This is a genomic window from Sinorhizobium prairiense, assembly GCF_029201645.2.
Lineage (GTDB): Bacteria > Pseudomonadota > Alphaproteobacteria > Rhizobiales > Rhizobiaceae > Sinorhizobium > Sinorhizobium meliloti_A.
Map to the genome: position 1 here is coordinate 391660 of NZ_CP104133.1, position 12348 is coordinate 404007.

Consider the following 12348-nt stretch of genomic DNA (forward strand, 5'->3'; position numbering starts at 1 on the left):
CTCGAGACGAGCGCCGGAGCGGTCGAGATCAAGAGACCCCCAGCAGCCGCTCGACCGTGGCCTGCTCCTTCGCCAGCGCCTCCGGCGTTCCGCTCCAGGCGAGCCTGCCGCGCTCCAGGATGATCACCCGGTCGGCGAAATCGAGGGCGCTCTGGATGCGCTGCTCCACCAGCAGGATGGTCATGTCGCCGGTCTTCGCGAGCTCGGCGAAAGCCTTCATCAGTTCCTCGCAGATGACCGGCGCCAGTCCTTCGAGCGGCTCGTCGAGCAGCAGGACCGAGGGGCGGCCGAGGATCGAGCGGGCGGTTGACAACATCTGCTGCTCGCCGCCGGAAAGCTGCAAGCCGAGGTTTCGGCGCCGCTCGTAGAGGCGCGGGAACATCTCATAGGCCTCGCTCAGCGCCGTCTTCGGCCGGCCCTTGAGACCGACGAAGAGATTTTCCTCAACCGTCAGGGACGGGAAGACGCAGCGCGCCTGCGGCACGAAGCCGAGGCCTTTCAGCGCGCGTGATGCGCTCGGCAGCATGGTGACGTCGACCTCGCCGATACGGATGCGTCCGTCGTATCGGCGCGTCTGGCCGGCGAGCGTAGCGAGCAGCGTCGTCTTTCCCATGCCGTTGCGGCCGAGAACCGCAAGCCGCGCGCCGGCAGGCACCGAAAAGGAAATCCCCTCCAGCACCCGCGTCGGCCCATAGCCGGCGGAGAGATTGTCGACCTTAAGCGGCGCTGCCGGCATCGGCATAGCTCCCGAGATAGGCTTCGCGCACACGCGGATCTTTGGTGACGTCGGCTGGAGAGCCGTCGAAGATGACCATGCCGGCAGCAAGCACGATCACGCGCTTGGCGAAGCGGAAGACGAGATCCATGTCGTGCTCGATCATCAGGACTGCAAGGTCATCGGGAAGTTCGGCGAGCGCCTGCTCGATGCGGCCCGTGTCGCTCTGCGGCACGCCGGCTGCCGGCTCGTCGAGCAGCAGCACCTTAGGTTTGAGCGCCAGCGCCACCGCGATCTCCAGCAGCCGCTGCTGGCCGTAGGCGATCTGGCGCACCGGCCGGTGTGCCAGATCGCGCAGGCCAAGCTTGCCAAGCAGGCTACCGGCCTCTGCCATCACCCCGGGCATCGCCAGGAAATTGCCGAACATGCGGCCCGCCCGACCGTCGCGCTGCAGGATCGTGAGCGCCACGTGCTCGGCGGGCGTCATGTCCTGGAAAAGGCGCGTCACCTGGAACGAACGCACGAGGCCGCGGCGGACGCGGCCGATCGCGCCGATATGGGTGACGGTTTCGCCGCCGATCCGCACCTCTCCGGCATCCGGTTTCAGATTACCGGTGACGAGATTGACGAAGGTCGTCTTGCCGGCACCGTTGGGGCCGATCAGGGCGACGCGGTCGCCCGGTGCCATGGAAAGGCTGACATTGTTGGTGACGGCGAGACCGCCGAAGGAGCGCTTGAGATTTCTGGCTTCGAATATGGCGCTCATCGGCCCGCCCCCCGTCGCCGCGCGAGGATTTCTGCAACCGTGCCGTAAAGCCCTTTCGGCGCAAAGAGCACGACCGCGATCAACAGGGCCCCGACCATGGTCAGCCAATGGAACGGGTTGGCCGCCGAGACGAGATCTTCGAAGAACATGAAGACGATCGTGCCGGTAAGCGCCCCGAAGAGCGAGCCGGTACCGCCGAGCACGAGCATGACCAGACTTTCGGCCGAGAGCGTGAAGGAGAGGCTGTCGAGACCGACGACCTGCGTCGAGACGGCGTTGAGCGACCCGCCGACGCCGGCGACCGCGCCGGAAATCACATACATCTTGAGGAGGGCGATCGTCGGCGACGCGCCCATCGCCCGAATGCGGATCGGGTCCTCCTTGATGCCGCGGCAGAGCATGCCGAAGGGCGAGCGCACGACGAGGCGCAGGAGCACGAAGACGATTGCGAGCAGCACGACGCCGAAGACATAGGCCGTGCGGCCCCAGAGGTCGAAGGCGAAGAGACCGATGAGCGGATCGGGCGCGATGCCGGCCAGTCCGTCGCTTCCCCCCGTCCAGGACGAGGCCTTGTTGGCGAATTCATGGAAGAGATGGATGAGCGCTATCGAGAGCACGAGCTGCGGCAGACCGTGCGCCCGAAGGATCACGACCCCGCAGGCGAGCCCCGCCACCGCACCGCCGAGAATACCGGCGGCGACCATGAGGAGCGGATCGGTAATGCCGAAATGCACGGCCGCGATCCCGGCGGCATAGGCGCCGCTGCCGAACAGCGCGGCATGGCCGAGGGTCGCGACGCCGCAATAGCCGGTGACGAGATCGAGCGAGAGGACCAGCAGCGCGATCGCTATGATGCGGGTGAGCAGCGCGAGATTGTTCGGAAAGAGGAGGTAGCCGATGGCGGCCAGCACGAGGATCACGGCGAGGCCGGCAAGATCGCGGCCGAGCCCCCGCCTGCCCGCAGAAAGTGCCGTGGCTGCTTCGTTCATCGTTGCCATGGTCACCTACTTCATCCTCCCGGCAAGGCCGCGCGGAAACACGCAGACGATGGCGATGACGGCGAGATAGAAGAAGAACTCTCCGAATTCCGGCATCAGATACCGCCCCGTCGTATCGATGCCGCCAAGCAGGAGGCAGGCGGCAAGTGCACCCGGGATCGACCCCGCACCGCCGACGGAAACGACCACCAGGAAGGTGACCATGTATCTGAGCGCATAATAGGGCTCGACCGGCAGCAGTTCCGCGCCGACGACGCCGCCGAACGCGGCAAGCCCCACAGCCACGGCGAAACTCACGGCATAGACGACCTCCGTGCGCACTCCGAGTGCCGCCGCCATCGCCGCATCGTCGACGGCGGCGCGGAGCTTGACCCCGAAAGCGGTTTTCTCGATGGCAAACCAGAGGGCTCCGGCAACGGTGAGGCCGCAGACGATCGCGAAGATCCGGTGCACGGCGATCGAGCGGAAGCCGAGATCGGCGGAGCCCTCGAGGCTCGGCGGCAGCGGGATCGTCTTGAGAGTCGGGCCGAAGACGTAGTTGGCAATGCCGATGATGCAGAAGGTGATACCGATCGTCATCAGCACCTGAGTCAGCTCCGGCTGACCGTAGATGCGGCGGTAGAGCAGGCGCTCGATCGGGATGGCGATGACGATCGTGCCGAAGACCGCGATCAGCACCGCGACTCCGTAGCCGAGCCCGAGATCACGCGCCGCATAGGATGCGATATAGCCGCCGATCATCGCAAAGGCGCCGTGGGCAAGATTGACGACGCGCATGAGGCCGAGCGTGACCGAAAGGCCGATCGAGATCACGAACAGCACCATGCCATAGGCGAGCGCATCGACGGCTATGCTGGAGATGGTTTGCATGAGCGCATCCTAACGGTGTGGCAAGGCTTCACCCTCGGTCCTCATTCCGGAAGGCTTCCGCCAAACCAGCAGTGCAGCCGTCGCATACGGCGGCTCCTATGAACCGGTCGAGATGATGGCCGCCGATCATTTCACCGCGGCAAGACCCGGATCGCCCTGTTTCTCGAAGGTCTGGATCTCCTTGTTGTAATAGGTGCCGTCATCGGCCTTGGCGACCTCGCGCAGATAGATGTTCTGAGTGATATGGCGCGATTCGGGATCGATCGACACCGGCCCGCGCGGGCTTGTCCAGGAGAGCCCCTTCACGGCATCGACCGCCTTCTGAGCATCCTGCTCGCCGCCCGTCGCCTCTATCATCTTGTAGATGACATGCAAGCCGTCATAGGCCCCGACCGCGGGGAAGGAGAGCTCGGCCGGATTGCCGATCGCCTTGGCGGCCGCCTCGACAAAGGCCTTGTTTTCCGGCGAGTCATGCGAAACGGCGTAGTGAAAGGTCGTCTGCAGGCCGAGCGCGGCGTCGCCCAGCGCCGGCAGGTCGGACTCCTGGGTGAGGTCGCCCGGCGCGAAGAACTTGATGCCGCCATCCTTGAGGCCGTTTTCGTTGAACGCCTTGACGAAGCCGAGCGTCGTCGGGCCGGACGGCAGGAAGGCGAAGACGCCTTCGGCACCGGAATCCTTGATGCGCTGCATGATCGGCGAGAAATCGTTGGTCGACAGCGGCATGCGGATCGCCTCCACGATCTCGCCGCCCACCGCCTCGAAGCCGGCCTTGAATGCGTTCTCCGCATCGACACCCGGGCCGTAATCGCTGACCACGGAGATGATCTTCGAGACGCCGGCATCCTTCGCCACCTTGGCGATCGGCGTGGATGTCTGCCAGAGCGTGAAGGAGGTGCGCACCACGAGCGGGCTCTTGGTGACGATCGCCGACGTGGCGGCATTCATGATCACCAGCGGCACGTTCGCCTGCTCGAGCAGCGGCGTGACGGCCATCGCGTCGGGCGTGAAATAGAAGCCGGCGAGATATTGCACGCCTTCCTTTACGACCAGCTCCTGCGCCAGCGCCTTGGACTGGGCCGGGTCCGCCTGCGGCACGTCGCGGTATAGGATTTCGATGTCGTTGTCGCCGACCTTGGCGCCGTTCACCGCCATATAGGCGTCGATGCCCGCCTTGAAGTTCTTGCCCTGCAGCGCAAAGGGACCGGAAAACGGTCCGACGACGCCGACCTTGATCGTATCCGCCTGCGCCGCGACGCTCGTTGCCAGAGCCGCGAGCGCGGCCAGAATGAGCCTTGTCATATTTCCTCCCCCGCGACGTCCGCTACTCCCGGCCGGCATCGCTTCCTTTTACATCAATCGCAATCGACAGCGGGCAGTCTGCCATGTCAAACGGTGATGCAAAAATGAAATATGGGCGGAAATCCATAATCCCCCGGTTATTGTTTTGTCCGGGGGTTATGGAGGAAGCGCGCGTGCGTCAGTGCAGCCCGAATTCCCGAAGCAGTTCCTGCCTGTAGCGCACGAAGCGTGCGCCGCTGCGATCGCGCGGCCGGGGCAGGTCGATGTCGATCACTCTCGGCGCTCCGTCCTGTTGCTTCGGCAGTACCAGGACACGATCCGCCAGATAGATGGCCTCCTCGAGATCATGCGTGACCAGAACCATCGTCACGTTCTCCTCCCGCCAGATGCGCTCGAGCTCCTGCTGCATCGTCAGTTTCGTCATCGCATCGAGGGCGCCCAGCGGCTCGTCCAGCAGCAGGATCTCGGGCTTTACCGTCAGCGCTCGCGCAAGCCCGACCCGCTGCGCCATTCCACCGGAAAGCTGCTTCGGATAGGCATCCTGGAAATCGGCAAGGCCGACAAGCGAAATGTAGTGACGTGCAAGCTCCTCGGCGCGTCCGGAATCCTCGCCTCGCACCTTCAGGCCGAAGGCCACATTGCCGAGAACCGTCAGCCAGGGAAGCAGCCGCGGCTCCTGGAAAATGACGGCGCGCTCCTTGCCGACACCGGCAACCGGCCGGCCGTCGATCAATACCCGGCCCGCATCGGCCGTTTCGAGACCCGCGAGAACCCGCAGCAATGTCGTCTTGCCCGATCCGCTCGCCCCGACGATTGCAAGGCATTCCCCGGACCGGATGTCCAGATTGAGGTTCCTGAGGACGCTGAGCCGCCGCCCGTTGATCCGGAAGGATTTCGAGAGATCGCGCAACGCCACCTCCCCTTTGCGCAGGCTTCTGACTTCAGCCATTTTCACCCCCTCAATTCGCCGCGGCGGACGTCGCGTCCGGCCGGAACAGAAGATCGGAAGCCTTATATTTGCCCTGCGGCAGGCTGCCCTCGCGTTCGAGAACGCCGATCCAGAAATCCAGATCGCGCTCGGTCGCTTGCGCGCCCTTTCGTAGACCGAATCCCGTCCAATGCCTCGCGAGATCGCCGTTTTCGCCGCGCTCGGTCAGAATACGGGCGAGCACGGCGCGCGCTTCTTCCGGATGCTCGCGTGACCAGTCGGCGGCGCGCGCGGATTGTTCAACGAAGTTTTTGGCGGCCTCCGGATTCTTTTCGACGAAATCCCGCCTGAGAACCGCAAAACCGCCGGCAATTTCGCCGAGCACATCCGTGTCGTCGAAGACCGCGCGCACCCCGCCGTGATCCAATATCTGGCCGTTGAAGGTCGCCTGCCAGTATCCCACGGCGGCGATGTCGACCTGGTTCGACCGGAGCGTCTGCTCGAGCTGCGGCCCGGGTACGACGACGAGGTTTGCTGCGTTTTCGGGCAAACCCTTGGTGTGCAGCGCCTCGCGTACCGCATAGTCGAGATGCGCCCCGAGCGTATTCACCGCAATCGTCTTACCTGCGATATCCCCGATGGACCTGATCGGGCTGTCTTCGAGCACGTAGAATATGCTCTTGACCTGCTCGTTGATGCCGTTGGTCGGAAAGGCCGCGACGAAATCGTTTCCGCCGGCGATCGAGTTGATGACGGCTGCGGTCGCCGCCGAGCCGATGTCGACGCTGCCGGAGGCAAGCGCGAACAGGGATGCGGGCCCGCCTCCCGCATAACCGACATTCTCAAGCCTGATGCCGAGGCTGTCGAAATAGCCGAGCTCATAGGCGAGTTCGTGCGGCGACAGGCTGCCCTGGCTCGCGAGGAACCGCAGCGTCACCGGTTCCGGAGCTTCTGCTGCTGCAAGGCTGGAAAGCCCGATCGAGAACAGGCTGCCGAATGCGAGGGCACGAATGGAAATCGTCATATGTCACCTTTTCCATGATCTGGAAGTTTCGAATGTCGAGGCCGTTTTGCCGCAGTTCCGGGCGGAAGGCCGCTGCGCACTTTTTCTGGAATTGCTCTAGTTCGAGGCGTCGCTCCAGCGGCAGAGGCGGCGCTGCGCAAAGACCAGCGCGTAGTTGGAGACGAGCCCCAGCCCGGCGAGAATGAAGATCGCCGCGAACATCAGGGGAATCTGGAAATTGTACTGGGCGTTCATGACCTGGAACCCGATGCCCTTATTGGCCCCGATCATCTCGGATGCGATAAGCAGCAGCAGGGCAGTCGTCGCACTCAGGCGCAGGCCGACGAAGATCGAAGGAACGGCGCCCGGAAGAACCACGCGACGGAACACAGTGAGACGCGACGCGCCATAGACGCGCGCCATCTCGATCAGCTTCGAATCCACTTCCTTGACCCCGTTGATGGTATTCAGAAGCAACGGGAAGAGCGTCGCCCAGAAGATGACGAAGACTTTCGACGCCTCTCCGAGTCCGAGAAGCAGAATGAAAACCGGATAGAGAGCGAGCGCGGACGTCTGGCGGAAAAGCTGGAGGACGGGATCGAGCGCGTTCTCGATCGGACGCACCTGCCCCATCAAGAGACCGAGCGGTATGGCCAGGACCACCGCCCCGACGAAGGCGGTTCCGGAGCGCTGAAGACTGATCGCGATGTCGTCGAGCAAGGCTCCGCCGGAAATTCCCGTCCACAGGGCGGAAAGGATGGCACCGACGGACGGAAACACGGCCGGATTGATCCAGCCGGCGGTGCTGGCCGCCTGCCAGAGCGCAAGAAAGGCGATGAGCAGTCCGTAGCGCGACAGCCAGCTGCCGGCGGCGGCGCCTGACCGGCGGAGATACTCGTCCGCTTTTGCGCTGACGCTGCCGCCTTCGTGGAGGATCGACCTGTCGAGTTCCTGCAAGCTCATTTTCGTGTCTCCCCTCTTACTCGGCCGCCTGAACGGTCGCGCGCGCCAAAGTCCACGGGTTCGCCGGACGGGGAAGTCCGAGATTCTCCCGCAGCGTCCGCCCCTCGTAGGCGGTGCGGAACAGGCCGCGTCTCTGCAGTATGGGGACGACCAGATCGACGAAATCGTCGAGCGCGCCCGGAAGCCATGGCGGCAGGATGTTGAAACCGTCGGCGGCTTCGCTCAGGAACCACTCCTCGAGCTGATCGGCGACCTGCTCGGCGCTGCCGACGACGGTGCAGTGACCGCGTGCGGTCGCGATCCACTGATAGAGCTGGCGGATGGTGAAGCCATGCTCGTCCGCGATCTTTCGGATCAGCGCCTGCCGGCTTTTCATTCCTTCTGTCTCATTGCTGACGGGCAAGGGCCCATCGAGCGGATATCCCGTCAGGTCGAGCGTGCCGCCGGTCAGGCCATTCAACAGCGCCACGCCGTCCTCCGGCACGATCAACGCATTCAGCTCTTCATATTTGGAGCGCGCCTCCTCTTCGGTCCGGCCGACAAAAGGAGCCACCCCGGCATGATCAGCACATGGTCGGGGTTGCGCCCGGCGTGCTTCACGCGTGCCTTGATGTCGCGGTAGAACTCCTGCGCCGAAGCGAGGTTCTGATGGGCGGTGAAGATCACCTCGGCACTGGCCGCCGCAAGCCTGCGTCCGTCCTCGGATTGCCCCGCCTGCACCACGACCGGATGTCCTTGGACGGGACGCGGCGCGTTCAGCGGTCCTTTGACGCTGAAATGCTTGCCCTTGTGGTCGATGTCGTGAACCCGGCCGGCATCGAAGAAGCGGCCGGTCGCCTTGTCGCGGATGAAGGCATCATCTTCCCAGCTGTCCCATAGAGCCTTGACGGTCTCGACGTGCTCGTGTGCGCGCTCGTATCGGTCGGCGTGGCTCGGCTGCGTCTCTCTGTTGAAGTTGCGCGCGGTCTCGTCCCCGGCGGAGGTGACCACGTTCCAGCCTGCCCGCCCGTTGGACAGAAGGTCCAGCGAGGCGAACTTGCGGGCGAGCGTGTAGGGCTCCTCATAGGTCGTCGATGCCGTGGCGATGAAGCCCAGATGGGTCGTCAGCGGCGCGAGTGCTGCAAAGAGAGTGACAGGCTCGAAACCGGCGATCTTCGCATTGCCGCCTTCGCGGCCGCCAAGCCCGACGGAGAGGTTGTCGGCGAGAAAATAGGCGTCGAACAGGCCGCGCTCCGCGGTCTCGGCGAGCCTTCTGTGGAATTCGAAATTGGTGGCACCATCTGCCGGAGCGCCCGGATGCCTCCAGGCGGCAATATGCTGGCCGCCGCCGGGAAGAAAGGCTCCAAGCTTGATCTGTCTGGTCATCGCTGCCTCCGTTGGATTTGCTTCGCCGGCCGGCGTCACTCGCCTCGATTGCCGACGCAAACCGGGTTGGGTTGAAATTGCGGTTAAGCCGCCAGGCTTGCCCTGGCGGTGCGCGCGAGCGCCTGCGTTGCCTCGCCGACCGCCCTGCCGACGCGTTCATGGATCGCCTCGGAGGCGAGAGAGCCGTCGGCAAAGTCCTTGTCGGAAGCGTAGATCGCGGTCGGGATCGCCAATGCCTCGAAGAAGCCGAACAGTGGCCTCAACTGATGCTCCACCATCAGCGAGTGGCGTTCCCCGCCCCCGGTGGCGGCGAGGATGACGGGCTTGCCGCGAAGCGAGGAGGGATCAAGCAGGTCGAAGACGTGCTTGAAGAGGCCGGTATAGCTTCCCTTGAAGGTCGGCGACCCCACCACCAGAATGTCGGCTGCAAGCATCTGGCCGACGACATAGCGCGCTTCCGGTGCGAGTTCGTCGAGCCTTCTCGCAGGGGGCAGCGACGCCCCGAAGTCCTCGATATCGAAGGTCTGCGCCGACGCCCCTGCATCGACCGCCAGCCGGTGGACGATATGGTCCACGAATGCGCGTGTCCTGGACGGACGCGTGATATTGCCTGAAATACCCACCACTCGTGTCTGCGGCATCGCTTTAGCTCCTCGTGAGATCCGTGCTCGTGTGATACTCATCAAAATCTATAATCTTAGTAGACTAAAGGAACGCCGTTCTATTCCCGATGCGCGAACAAGAAGACTTTGCTTTCGAGGCCTACCTGGGGGAACAAAGCACCGGCCGCGGTGTTACCGCCAGACAAGTGCAAGACCGCCATGCATCTGCCCGACGCAACCTACCGTCTCCAATTCCGCAACGGGATGGACTTCGCAAAAGCCGTGGAGTTGATCCCGCACCTCGTCGGGCTCGGCATATCTCACCTCTACGCCTCGCCCGTTTTCACCGCGGTCCGCGGGTCAACCCATGGCTACGACATCGTCGACTACAACGAGATCGACCCGGACCTGGGTGGCTACGACGGATTTGTGCGGCTCGCCCATGCGCTGAAAGCCGAAGGACTCGGTCTCATTCTGGACATCGTCCCGAACCACATGGCCGCGCATCTCGAGAATGACTGGTGGCACAGCGCCATCGAATGGGGCCGCCTTAGCGAATTTGCCGACTATTTCGACATCGACTGGCGGGAGCCGCTTACGCTCCCCTTCCTCGGCCGGTCGTTTGCGGAAGAGGTCGCAGCCGGCAATCTGCGCCTTGCATACGACCACGGGCACCGCTGCCTGGCGCTCCGCTATTACGAGGCTCTCTATCCGCTCAATCCCGCCAGTTATGCGGCGATCCCGCGCAACGGCAATGCCGTGCTCGAAAGGCTCGCGGCTGTCGCCGGCACGGCCGAACGGAAAACCGCCGCACAATTCCACGCGGAAATCGCCTCTGTCGTCGCGACGCCATCGCTCGCTGCCGAGCTCGACCAATGTCTCGCCCGGTTCTCCGCAGACACACTCGACCGGCTGCATCGGAGGCAATCCTGGCGGCTGATGAACTGGCAGACGGCCCGGGACAAGCTCAGCTACCGGCGGTTTTTCGAGGTCGCCGGCCTCATCGGCATGCGCGTAGAAGATGACGCGGTCTTCACGGATACTCACCGACTTGCACTCGCCCTCGTCGGGGAAGCCCTGATCGATGGGCTCAGGATCGACCACATCGACGGCCTGGCCGATCCCAAGGGCTATCTCGACCGGCTCCGCCGGGAGGCCGGCGACGGCACCTATATCATCGTCGAGAAAATACTCGGCGAGAACGAAACGCTGCCGTCCGACTGGCCGGTCGACGGAACCACGGGCTACGAGTTCATATCGGCCCTCGCGGATCTCCTTTCCGACGACACTCCGTCTTCGTGGCTTTCGAGCGAGGAAAGGCGATCGGCGGCCGAAGAGGCGGTCACGGGATGCAAGCTCCAGGTCCTGAGCCGCAATTTCAATACGGAAGTCCGGCGGCTGACCGGACTGGCCGCTCGCTTCACAGGCGATGGGGCTCCGGATCAGAACGAGCGGACCGGTGAGGCCATTTCCCAGTTGATGGCTGCACTGCCCGTCTATCGGACCTATGTCGGCGACCGGGGGGCCGGAGCGCGCGACAGCCACATCCTCGACGCAGCCGCAGCGAAGGCAGCGGCGCGCGCGAGCGCCGTCGGCGCCGAGATCGCAGCGATCGTTCCCGCACTCAGGCTGCCGATCGACTCGGCCGACGGCAAGCTGCGGTCTGAATTCCGTACGCGCTTTCAGCAGTTGAGCGGCGCGGTCATGGCCAAGGCGGTCGAGGATACCTTCTTCTATCGGAGAGGCGATTACCTCGCGGCGAACGAGGTGGGTGCCTCCCCCTTATGGACGCCCGGCGGCGTCGGCCGCTTTCATGCGACGATGCAGGATCGCGCAAGCCGGATGCCGCACGGCCTGTCGGCTACTTCCACGCACGACACCAAGCGGGGTGAAGATGCGCGCGCCCGGCTGCACGTCATCGGCGAGGCACCGGACGTCTGGGCCGCAGCGGTGGACCGCTGGCACGGGATGAGTGCGGAAAACATGGGCCGACTCCCGGCCGGCGAGGAACCGGACGCTTCGGTCGAGCAATTCCTCTATCAGAGCCTGCTCGGTGCCTGGCCCATCGCGCCCCTTAGTGACGAAGGCGACCTGATCTTTCTGCACGAGCGGATGGTCGATTTTGCCGTGAAGGCGCTGCGGGAGGCAAAGCTCAGGACAAGCTGGGACGATCCGAACGAGCGCTATGAAGCAGCGATCAAGGCCTTTCTCGGCGATCTCCTGGATCGCCGGAACCGGTCCTTTCTCGGCGATTTCGAGAAAACGGCCGCACCGTTCATCCATGCCGGCCTGATCAACAGCCTCTCGCAAACGCTGGTGAAGCTAACCGCGCCCGGCATTCCCGATATCTATCAGGGCAGTGAACGCGTCGACCTTTCCCTCGTCGATCCTGACAACCGCCGCGGCTTTTCACCGCGCCCTTCACCTTCCCGGCTGCCGCAAGCGCCGCCGATCGGCGATTTCGAGGACTGCAAGCAGACGCTGATCTCGATAGGCCTGAACTATCGCCGGGGCGGCGCGGATTGTCTTGCGAGAGGCGACTATCGCGCGGTGCGCGTCGAAGGTCCGGGCGCCCGTCACGCCGCCGCTTTCATGCGTCGCGGCAGGAATGGCTTTGCGCTCACAGTCGTCCCACGGCTTGTCTTCGGCCAGACGGTCGACGGCCGCCTGTCCATCCGTCCGGAACTGTGGCGAAACGCCTTCCTCGCCTTGCCCGAGGGCTGCCAGTTCAAGCCCATGTGCAATCTCCTGACCGGCGGCGTCACCGAGCCTCGGCCTCTTCTTGCCGTGGCGGACATCCTGCGGGACTTTCCTGTCGCCTTGCTGGTCGAGGTGTGAG

At 64.2% G+C, this 12348-nt stretch carries 10 protein-coding genes and 1 pseudogene; 1 reads left to right on the forward strand and 10 read right to left on the reverse strand.

The annotated features are described in order from the left end of the window. Positions 1–28: 28 nt before the first annotated feature. From N0Q91_RS25190 to msuE, 10 genes and pseudogenes are all read right to left on the reverse strand, one after another. Entirely contained in the window at positions 29–736 is a 708-nt protein-coding gene (locus N0Q91_RS25190) for an ABC transporter ATP-binding protein (protein ID WP_275599455.1), read from the reverse strand. Further along, on the reverse strand, positions 717–1481 hold the full coding sequence (locus tag N0Q91_RS25195; protein WP_275599456.1) for an ABC transporter ATP-binding protein: 765 nt from the start codon (positions 1479–1481) through the stop codon (positions 717–719). The genes N0Q91_RS25190 and N0Q91_RS25195 overlap by 20 nt, the downstream gene beginning before the upstream one ends. Then, positions 1478–2479 (reverse strand): branched-chain amino acid ABC transporter permease, encoded by a 1002-nt coding sequence (locus N0Q91_RS25200; protein WP_275599733.1) that lies wholly within the window; start codon positions 2477–2479, stop codon positions 1478–1480. The genes N0Q91_RS25195 and N0Q91_RS25200 overlap by 4 nt, the downstream gene beginning before the upstream one ends. Before the next feature lie 6 nt (positions 2480–2485). Then, entirely contained in the window at positions 2486–3349 is an 864-nt protein-coding gene (locus N0Q91_RS25205; RefSeq protein ID WP_100671240.1) for a branched-chain amino acid ABC transporter permease, read from the reverse strand. Between the two features lie 126 nt (positions 3350–3475). Then, entirely contained in the window at positions 3476–4648 is a 1173-nt protein-coding gene (locus N0Q91_RS25210) for an ABC transporter substrate-binding protein (protein WP_275599457.1), read from the reverse strand. Positions 4649–4826: 178 nt separating this feature from the next. Then, positions 4827–5597, reverse strand: a complete 771-nt coding sequence (locus N0Q91_RS25215) for an ABC transporter ATP-binding protein (protein WP_275599458.1) — start codon at positions 5595–5597, stop codon at positions 4827–4829. Positions 5598–5607: 10 nt separating this feature from the next. Further along, the gene (locus tag N0Q91_RS25220; protein WP_275599459.1) at positions 5608–6600 is read right to left on the reverse strand and encodes an ABC transporter substrate-binding protein; all 993 of its coding nucleotides are present in this window, start codon (positions 6598–6600) and stop codon (positions 5608–5610) included. Between the two features lie 96 nt (positions 6601–6696). Beyond that, the gene (locus tag N0Q91_RS25225; RefSeq protein ID WP_100671232.1) at positions 6697–7542 is read right to left on the reverse strand and encodes an ABC transporter permease; all 846 of its coding nucleotides are present in this window, start codon (positions 7540–7542) and stop codon (positions 6697–6699) included. A gap of 16 nt (positions 7543–7558) precedes the next feature. Next, positions 7559–8907: pseudogene (locus N0Q91_RS25230) on the reverse strand (LLM class flavin-dependent oxidoreductase). Positions 8908–8990: 83 nt separating this feature from the next. Continuing rightward, positions 8991–9548 (reverse strand): FMN reductase, encoded by a 558-nt coding sequence (gene msuE / locus N0Q91_RS25235; RefSeq protein ID WP_275599460.1) that lies wholly within the window; start codon positions 9546–9548, stop codon positions 8991–8993. A gap of 180 nt (positions 9549–9728) precedes the next feature. Here msuE and N0Q91_RS25240 point away from each other — a divergent pair, with 180 nt between their 5' ends. Further along, positions 9729–12347: a malto-oligosyltrehalose synthase gene (locus N0Q91_RS25240; protein ID WP_275599461.1), complete on the forward strand. Its 2619-nt coding sequence runs from the start codon at positions 9729–9731 to the stop codon at positions 12345–12347. Position 12348: the final 1 nt, after the last annotated feature.

What these genes read in the sequence shown, in the direction of transcription:
- N0Q91_RS25215 (WP_275599458.1), bottom strand. Translation starts at nt 5,597, where the DNA reads ATGGCTGAAGTCAGAAGCCTGCGCAAAGGGGAGGTGGCGTTGCGCGAT.
- N0Q91_RS25210 (WP_275599457.1), bottom strand. Translation starts at nt 4,648, where the DNA reads ATGACAAGGCTCATTCTGGCCGCGCTCGCGGCTCTGGCAACGAGCGTC.
- N0Q91_RS25190 (WP_275599455.1), bottom strand. Translation starts at nt 736, where the DNA reads ATGCCGGCAGCGCCGCTTAAGGTCGACAATCTCTCCGCCGGCTATGGG.
- N0Q91_RS25195 (WP_275599456.1), bottom strand. Translation starts at nt 1,481, where the DNA reads ATGAGCGCCATATTCGAAGCCAGAAATCTCAAGCGCTCCTTCGGCGGT.
- N0Q91_RS25220 (WP_275599459.1), bottom strand. Translation starts at nt 6,600, where the DNA reads ATGACGATTTCCATTCGTGCCCTCGCATTCGGCAGCCTGTTCTCGATC.
- N0Q91_RS25225 (WP_100671232.1), bottom strand. Translation starts at nt 7,542, where the DNA reads ATGAGCTTGCAGGAACTCGACAGGTCGATCCTCCACGAAGGCGGCAGC.
- N0Q91_RS25240 (WP_275599461.1), top strand. Translation starts at nt 9,729, where the DNA reads ATGCATCTGCCCGACGCAACCTACCGTCTCCAATTCCGCAACGGGATG.
- msuE (WP_275599460.1), bottom strand. Translation starts at nt 9,548, where the DNA reads ATGCCGCAGACACGAGTGGTGGGTATTTCAGGCAATATCACGCGTCCG.
- N0Q91_RS25200 (WP_275599733.1), bottom strand. Translation starts at nt 2,479, where the DNA reads ATGGCAACGATGAACGAAGCAGCCACGGCACTTTCTGCGGGCAGGCGG.
- N0Q91_RS25205 (WP_100671240.1), bottom strand. Translation starts at nt 3,349, where the DNA reads ATGCAAACCATCTCCAGCATAGCCGTCGATGCGCTCGCCTATGGCATG.